Here is a 6,103-nt window from a genome sequence, read left to right on the forward strand (position 1 = left end):
CGATCGTGGGCGACGGGTGCGATGCGGTGCCGGTCACCGTCGCGGCGGTGGACGATCGCGGCCGCCCGGTGCCGACCGCCAGGCTGCCGATCAGCTTCGCCATCGACGGCGGCACCATCCTCGGCCTCGGCAATGGCGACCCAAACAGCCATGAACCCGACAAGGGCACGGCGCGCAGCCTGTATAACGGGCTGGCGCAGGCGATCGTGACGGGTCGGCCGGACACCGCGACGCTGATGCTCCGCGCATCCTCGCCGGGCATGAAACCGGCCGTCGCGCGTATCGCGCTGCGGTCGGTGCGAGCGGCGCGGCCCGGAGTTTAGTTCAATATGGACCAGCGGGTGGCCGCCCGAAATCGAACCTTACCCGTCCTTAACTATGCCGCGATACGCAACATTGCATGTTCCAGGAAGTCAAAAGCCGTAACCAGCAGCAGCTTGACGCAAGCGCTCGGGAGATCGGTCATCTCGCGATCGATTGCACCGACGCTGCGGGAGAGATGCTGAGCGTTGCCGCCAGCATCGCGACCCAGCTGGCCGCGCTGGGCGACCTCAACACGGTCATCGCCGAGCTGCAGACCAAGCAGAGCGCGATCACCGAGGCCACCGACCTTACGCGGTCGCTGTCCGCCGACACGCTCGACCGCCTCTTGCAGAGCCACGATACGATCAAGCTGTCGATCACCGAATTCGCCAGCCTGATCACGCTGGTCACACAGCTGGGATCGCGCATGGAGCGGTTCGACGATGCCATCGTCAAGGTCGGCAACGTCGTCGGCGCGATCGAGTCGATCGCCCGCACGACCAGGATGCTGGCGCTCAACGCAACGAACGAGGCGGCGCGCGCGGGCGAAGCGGGCCGCGGCTTCGAGGTGGTCGCCGCCGAGGTCAAGCGCCTGTCGCGCGACACCAGCGCGGCGACGCAGACCATCAAGAGCACGGTCGCCGCGCTGACGGAGGAGGCCAGCGACTTTGTCTCCAGCATCAAGGCCGGCGTGCGCAGCAGCCGGCAGGCGGAGGATCAGTTCGCGGTCGTGTCCCAGACCATGACGGAGGCGGCGGAGCTGGTCGGGCGGGTGCGCCAGCAAGCCGCCGACGTCACCGAACACGCGGCCGATATCCGCTCGCACGTCGATGACGCGACGGAGCGCCTCCGCGGCTACTCGACTGCGGCGGAGCTCAATGCCGCGATGATCGAGACGACGCGTGCCAAGGTCCTGCGCATGGAGGTGTCGTCGAACGGCGCGTTTAACGACGCGGTGCAGGCGGGCGCGCTTACCCACGATCATGGCTTCATCAATCTTGCCATGGCCCAGCGCGACCGTTTCGTCGCAATGACCGAAGCCGCGCTTGCCGCGGGCAAGCTCGACATGGCGACGCTGTTCGACTTTAACTACAAGCCGATCGCGGGATCGGCACCCGAACGGTTCACGACCAGGCTCAACGCCTTTGCGGATCGATGCTGGGCACCCGAACTGGAGCAGTTCGTCGGCGGAGCCCCGGCCATCCTGTCGGCGGCCTGTACCGACGTGAACGGCTATCTGCCGACCTGCACGTCGGAGTATAACCGGCGACCGACCGGCAATTACGACCATGACGACCGTTGGTGCCGCCACGGCCGGTTCTTCTTCGGCGATATGGACAAGGTTGCCAAGGCGAGCACCGCGCCCTTCTTCCTGTTCGTCTATCGCCGCAATGCCGGCAACGGCAATTACCAGGTCGCGCGCAACGTCGCCATTCCGATGATCATCGGCGGCCGGCGGTGGGGCGACTTCGAGTGTTCCTACCTCTGCGATTGAGTGCCAACCGATCAGCGCGGTGGCAGCGCCTTGTAAATGACCAACGGTCACTTACTTCGGGCCATGAACGAAGGAAAGGAACCGTCATGCCGAAATCCAACTCCTGGGCACTCGTCACCGGTGCGTCGAGCGGCCTTGGGATCGAGTTCGCCAAGGCCCTCGCCGCGCGGGGCAGCAATATCGTCCTCACCGCCCGGACGGCAGAACCGATGGAGCGACTGGCGAACGACCTGAAGCGCGATCACGGCGTCGACGCGGTCGTCGAAGCGCTCGACCTGTCGGCGGCGGGAGGCGCCAGGACGCTTGCCGAGAGGCTCGACGCGCGTGGTATCGTACCCAATATCCTCGTCAACAATGCCGGGTTTGGGCTCAGCGGCCGCTTCCTCGACCATGATCCCGCGCGACTGGCCGGAATGCTCCAGCTCAACATCGTCAGCCTGACCGAGCTGGCCCAGATCTTCGGCCAGCGTATGGCAGCGCGGGGACAGGGACGCATCCTGATGACCGCCAGCCTCGCCGCGTTCCAGCCTGGCCCGCTGCTGGCCGCCTACAGTGCCTCGAAGTCCTATGTCCTGTCGCTCGGCGAGGCGCTGAACGTCGAATTTGGGCCAAAGGTCACGGTAACGGTGGTGTGTCCCGGGCTGATGGACACCGGCTTCAACGCCGTCGCCGACTTCGAGACGCCCAAGGTGTTCGAGGCGAGCAAGCTGGAACCAGCCGAGGTGGCGAAGATCGGGCTCGACGCGCTGTTCCGTGGCAAGTCGAGCGTCGTTGCGGGGCGGATCAACCGGCTTGCGGCGTTCAGCACGCGCTTCATGACGCGGCACGCCGCCGCGAAGATGACCTTCAATATGACCAACGGCGCGAAAGCCTAGGGTGGCACGACGCGCCCGCGCCGGTGACGACAAGCGGGCGCGGCGCGACGACCTGCTGGCCGCGGCGGCGCAGCTGTTCGCATCGGGGGATGGCGACCTGCCGACCGTCGATCGGATCGCCGCAACCGCGGGGGTGGCAAAGGGTACGGTGTACCTGTATTTCCGAACTCGCGAGGCCATCTTCGCGGACCTGTTGTTGCACGGATGGAACGGGGTGCTGGCCGACGCCGCCGCGATCTTCGCCGCGGCCACGAGCCGGGCCGGCAAGGTCGCGGGCTTCATCGCGGGCTATGTCGACTATCTCGGCCGCGTTCCCGAACTGCTGCGCCTCGACGCCTTGGGCGGCGCGGTGGAGCGCAACCTTCCGCCTGAGCATCTGCATGACTTCAAGCGGCAGCTGGCCGGGCGGTTAGCGGCAGCGGGCGCGGTCGTGGATGAGCATCTTGCCCTGCCCGCGGGGCGCGGTGGCCAGCTGCTGATGCGCAGCTACGCCCTGACGCGGGGATTGTGGCAGACCTTCGGCGACGATGCCGAAACTCCGCCGGAGGGCTTCCCCTTGTTCCAGGTCGATTTCACGACCGAGCTGGTCGAGACGCTGACGGAATATTGGCGAGGCGCTCTGGCCGCGCCTGGATAGCCCCGTAATCGAGAAGCCGACCAAGGCGGAACATCCCTACGCCGCTAGTTGTCTTGTCGACGCAACATGATAGCGTGACGCGATGAAGATCATGAAGGCGCTCTCGGCGGTGTTCCTCGGCCTGTTGGTCGGCCAGCCCTGCTCCGCGCTGGCGGTTAGTGTCGGCTCGACCCAGCAATGGGGTCCTCACGGCAACGGCCTGCTCGCGCACCGCGACGATGTCCGCTGGCTTGATCTTCATGACGCGAAGGTCACCGCCGATACCGCGGCCGGCATCTACACGGCCAGGTTCGGGCCGATCCTGCAGCAGATGGACAATCAGGATTTCGTCATCACCGGCTTCATGATGCCGGTGGGCGTCGACCTGGCGTCCACGCACTTCGTGCTGACCCGGCGCAGCGCCACCTGCCCCTTTTGCCCGCCCAACGAACCGACCGAGGCCATCGAAGTATTCAGCGACAAGTTCGTCAAATACACCGATGCCCCGATCACGGTGTCAGGCAAGCTTCAACTCGTCGCGAACAGCGATCGCGGGCTCTTCTACCGCCTCAAGTCTGCCAAGATCTTCTAGGCCCTGATCGGTCGGACGACCGCCGTTGCCGGCGTCAGCAGCCGTTGCGGCGGTTCTGCGCGGCGTCGTGCTTCTTGTCGAGGTGACGGCCGAGCAACGCACCGCCGCCCGCGCCCAGGATCGTACCCACGGTGCCGCCACCCAGTGCATGACCGACCAAGCCGCCACCGACGCCGCCGGCGACGAGGCCGGTGGTGCCGCTGCTGGTCTTGCAGCGATAGTGCGAGCGTCCGTGATAGCGGTGGGTCTGCGCAAAGGCGGGCGGCGCAACGGCCGGCGCGGCGATCAGCAGGGCCATGGCGGCGGTCGCGAGCGTCTTCATTCGGTTTCTCCCTGTAATATGCCGCCGGTCAACGAAGGATCGGCTTACAGGTTTCCGGCCAACGATCGGCGACACGGCGGACGGCGGCACGGGCGTCAGGCCGCAGGCTGAAGCTTGTCCTGCGTGCGGGTCTCGAAATCCGCGGCGTCGTGCCGCTCGTGCAGCTGGCCGGCAGGATCGCCCATCGCGCGATTGACCATCCGCCCGCGCTGAACGGCGGGGCGCGCCGCGATCTGCGCAGTCCAGCGCTGGACGTGCCGATAGTCCTGCACCTGCAGGAACTCGCCGGACTTGCCATAGGCCTCGCCCAACGCCAGCGCGCCATACCATGGCCACACCGCCATGTCGGCAATGGTGAAGGCGTCGCCCGCCAGATACTCATGCTCGGCCAGTCGCCGGTCGAGCACGTCGAGCTGCCGCTTCACCTCCATTGCGAAGCGATCGATCGCATATTCGATCTTGGTCGGCGCATAGGCGTAGAAATGGCCGAAACCGCCGCCCAGCATCGGCCCGCTGCCCATCTGCCAGAACAGCCACGACAGGCATTCGGTACGCGCAGCATGATCGGTCGGCAGGAACGCCCCGAACTTCTCGGCAAGGTAGAGCAGGATCGCACCGGACTCGAACACGCGCACCGGCGTTTCGCCGCTGTAGTCCATCAGCGCCGGAATTTTCGAGTTCGGATTGACCTCGACAAAGCCGCTACCGAACTGATCACCCTCGTTGATGCGGATCAGCCACGCGTCATACTCGGCCCCGGCATGGCCGGCAGCGAGCAGCTCCTCCAGCATCACCGTAACCTTGACGCCGTTGGGCGTCGCCAGCGAGTAGAGCTGCAGCGGATGCTTGCCGACCGGCAGCTCCTTGTCATGCGTCGCCCCGGCGATCGGCCGGTTGATGCTGGCGAACTGGCCGCCATGATCCTTCCAGGTCCAGATGGTGGGCGGCGTATAGGCTGGCGCGTCGGTCATGGCTTGCTCTCCGAGAGAGCATCAGAAGTGGGCGATGATCCGGCAAGATCAACCAGCGAATGACGCAAGTTCAAGCCTGGAGCGGGTGAAGGGAATCGAACCCTCGTCGTAAGCTTGGGAAGCTTCTGCTCTGCCATTGAGCTACACCCGCGCTGGAAGCGCTCACCTGCCAATCCGAAGCGGGCTCCGGCATCGGCAGTGACATATTCGTCGGCCGATGGTCAACAGCGACGTCGCCGCGAGGCTATGCCGGCCCTCCATCGCGCGCCACCTGGAACGCAGCGAAGCTCTGCGCCACCGGCATGATCTCCATGGTATTGACGTTGAAGTGCGGCGGCAGATTGGTCGTCCACCACACCGTCTCCGCCACATCGTCGGCGGTCAGCGGCTGCATCCCCGCATAGACCGACGCCGCCTTCGCCTCGTCACCGCCAAAGCGCACGGCCGAGAACTCGGTGCCGCCGACCATGCCCGGCTCGATGCAGGTGACCCGTACCGGCGTTCCGATCAGGTCGCTGCGCAGGTTGAGGCTGAACTGGTGCACGAACGCCTTGGTCGCGCCGTACACATTGCCGCCCGGGTAGGGGTAAGACCCAGCGACCGAGCCCATGTTGACTACATGACCGCGCCCGCGTGCGATCATGCCCGGCAGCACCGCGCGGGTGACATGGGCGAGGCCGCGGCAGTTGGTATCGATCATCCGGTCCCAGTTATCGGGATCGCCATCCTGTGCTGGCCGCAACCCCAGCGCCAGGCCGGCGTTGTTGATCAGGCAATCGATCGCCGCGAACGCCGTCGGCAGCGCGGCCAGCGCCGCCACGATCGCCGGGCGGTCAGTGACGTCGAGGGCGAGCGGCAACACGCGGTCCGGTCCGGCTTCGTCGGCGAGCGCCTGCAGCCGGTCGAGCCGGCGACCGGTGGCGATCACC

Annotated in this window: 7 protein-coding genes, 1 tRNA gene and 1 pseudogene; 5 read left to right on the top strand and 4 right to left on the bottom strand. The window is 66.2% G+C overall.

Features of this window, described 5'->3' with window-relative positions:
- From HUU96_RS09775 to HUU96_RS09795, 5 genes and pseudogenes are all read left to right on the top strand, one after another.
- Positions 1-323, top strand: a pseudogene (locus HUU96_RS09775) (beta-galactosidase GalA); the annotation flags it as partial.
- 77 nt (positions 324-400) lie between these two features.
- Positions 401-1,798, top strand: coding sequence for a methyl-accepting chemotaxis protein (locus HUU96_RS09780; protein WP_174292629.1), 1,398 nt, complete (start codon positions 401-403; stop codon positions 1,796-1,798).
- Between the two features lie 86 nt (positions 1,799-1,884).
- On the top strand, positions 1,885-2,673 hold the full coding sequence (locus HUU96_RS09785; RefSeq protein ID WP_174292630.1) for an SDR family NAD(P)-dependent oxidoreductase: 789 nt from the start codon (positions 1,885-1,887) through the stop codon (positions 2,671-2,673).
- A 1-nt stretch (position 2,674) separates the two neighbouring features.
- A complete protein-coding gene (locus HUU96_RS09790; RefSeq protein ID WP_174292631.1) occupies positions 2,675-3,310 on the top strand; it encodes a TetR family transcriptional regulator in 636 nt (211 codons plus the stop codon).
- 82 nt (positions 3,311-3,392) lie between these two features.
- Positions 3,393-3,881 (top strand): DUF3299 domain-containing protein, encoded by a 489-nt coding sequence (locus tag HUU96_RS09795; protein ID WP_174292632.1) that lies wholly within the window; start codon positions 3,393-3,395, stop codon positions 3,879-3,881.
- A gap of 34 nt (positions 3,882-3,915) precedes the next feature.
- On the opposite strand, the gene HUU96_RS09800 is transcribed toward HUU96_RS09795, so the two are convergent.
- The 4 genes from HUU96_RS09800 to HUU96_RS09815 form a co-directional block, all read right to left on the bottom strand.
- Positions 3,916-4,203: a hypothetical protein gene (locus tag HUU96_RS09800; protein WP_174292633.1), complete on the bottom strand. Its 288-nt coding sequence runs from the start codon at positions 4,201-4,203 to the stop codon at positions 3,916-3,918.
- Between the two features lie 95 nt (positions 4,204-4,298).
- The gene (yghU, locus tag HUU96_RS09805; RefSeq protein WP_174292634.1) at positions 4,299-5,174 is read right to left on the bottom strand and encodes a glutathione-dependent disulfide-bond oxidoreductase; all 876 of its coding nucleotides are present in this window, start codon (positions 5,172-5,174) and stop codon (positions 4,299-4,301) included.
- Between the two features lie 77 nt (positions 5,175-5,251).
- Positions 5,252-5,325, bottom strand: a tRNA-Gly gene (locus HUU96_RS09810).
- A gap of 93 nt (positions 5,326-5,418) precedes the next feature.
- Positions 5,419-6,103 (bottom strand): SDR family NAD(P)-dependent oxidoreductase (locus HUU96_RS09815; protein WP_174292635.1); only part of this gene is annotated, 685 nt, incomplete at its 5' end.

Source organism: Sphingomonas bacterium, from assembly GCF_903644135.1.
Lineage (GTDB): Bacteria > Pseudomonadota > Alphaproteobacteria > Sphingomonadales > Sphingomonadaceae > Sphingomonas.

What these genes read in the sequence shown, in the direction of transcription:
- HUU96_RS09780 (WP_174292629.1), top strand. Translation starts at nt 401, where the DNA reads ATGTTCCAGGAAGTCAAAAGCCGTAACCAGCAGCAGCTTGACGCAAGC.
- HUU96_RS09795 (WP_174292632.1), top strand. Translation starts at nt 3,393, where the DNA reads ATGAAGATCATGAAGGCGCTCTCGGCGGTGTTCCTCGGCCTGTTGGTC.
- HUU96_RS09785 (WP_174292630.1), top strand. Translation starts at nt 1,885, where the DNA reads ATGCCGAAATCCAACTCCTGGGCACTCGTCACCGGTGCGTCGAGCGGC.
- HUU96_RS09800 (WP_174292633.1), bottom strand. Translation starts at nt 4,203, where the DNA reads ATGAAGACGCTCGCGACCGCCGCCATGGCCCTGCTGATCGCCGCGCCG.
- yghU (WP_174292634.1), bottom strand. Translation starts at nt 5,174, where the DNA reads ATGACCGACGCGCCAGCCTATACGCCGCCCACCATCTGGACCTGGAAG.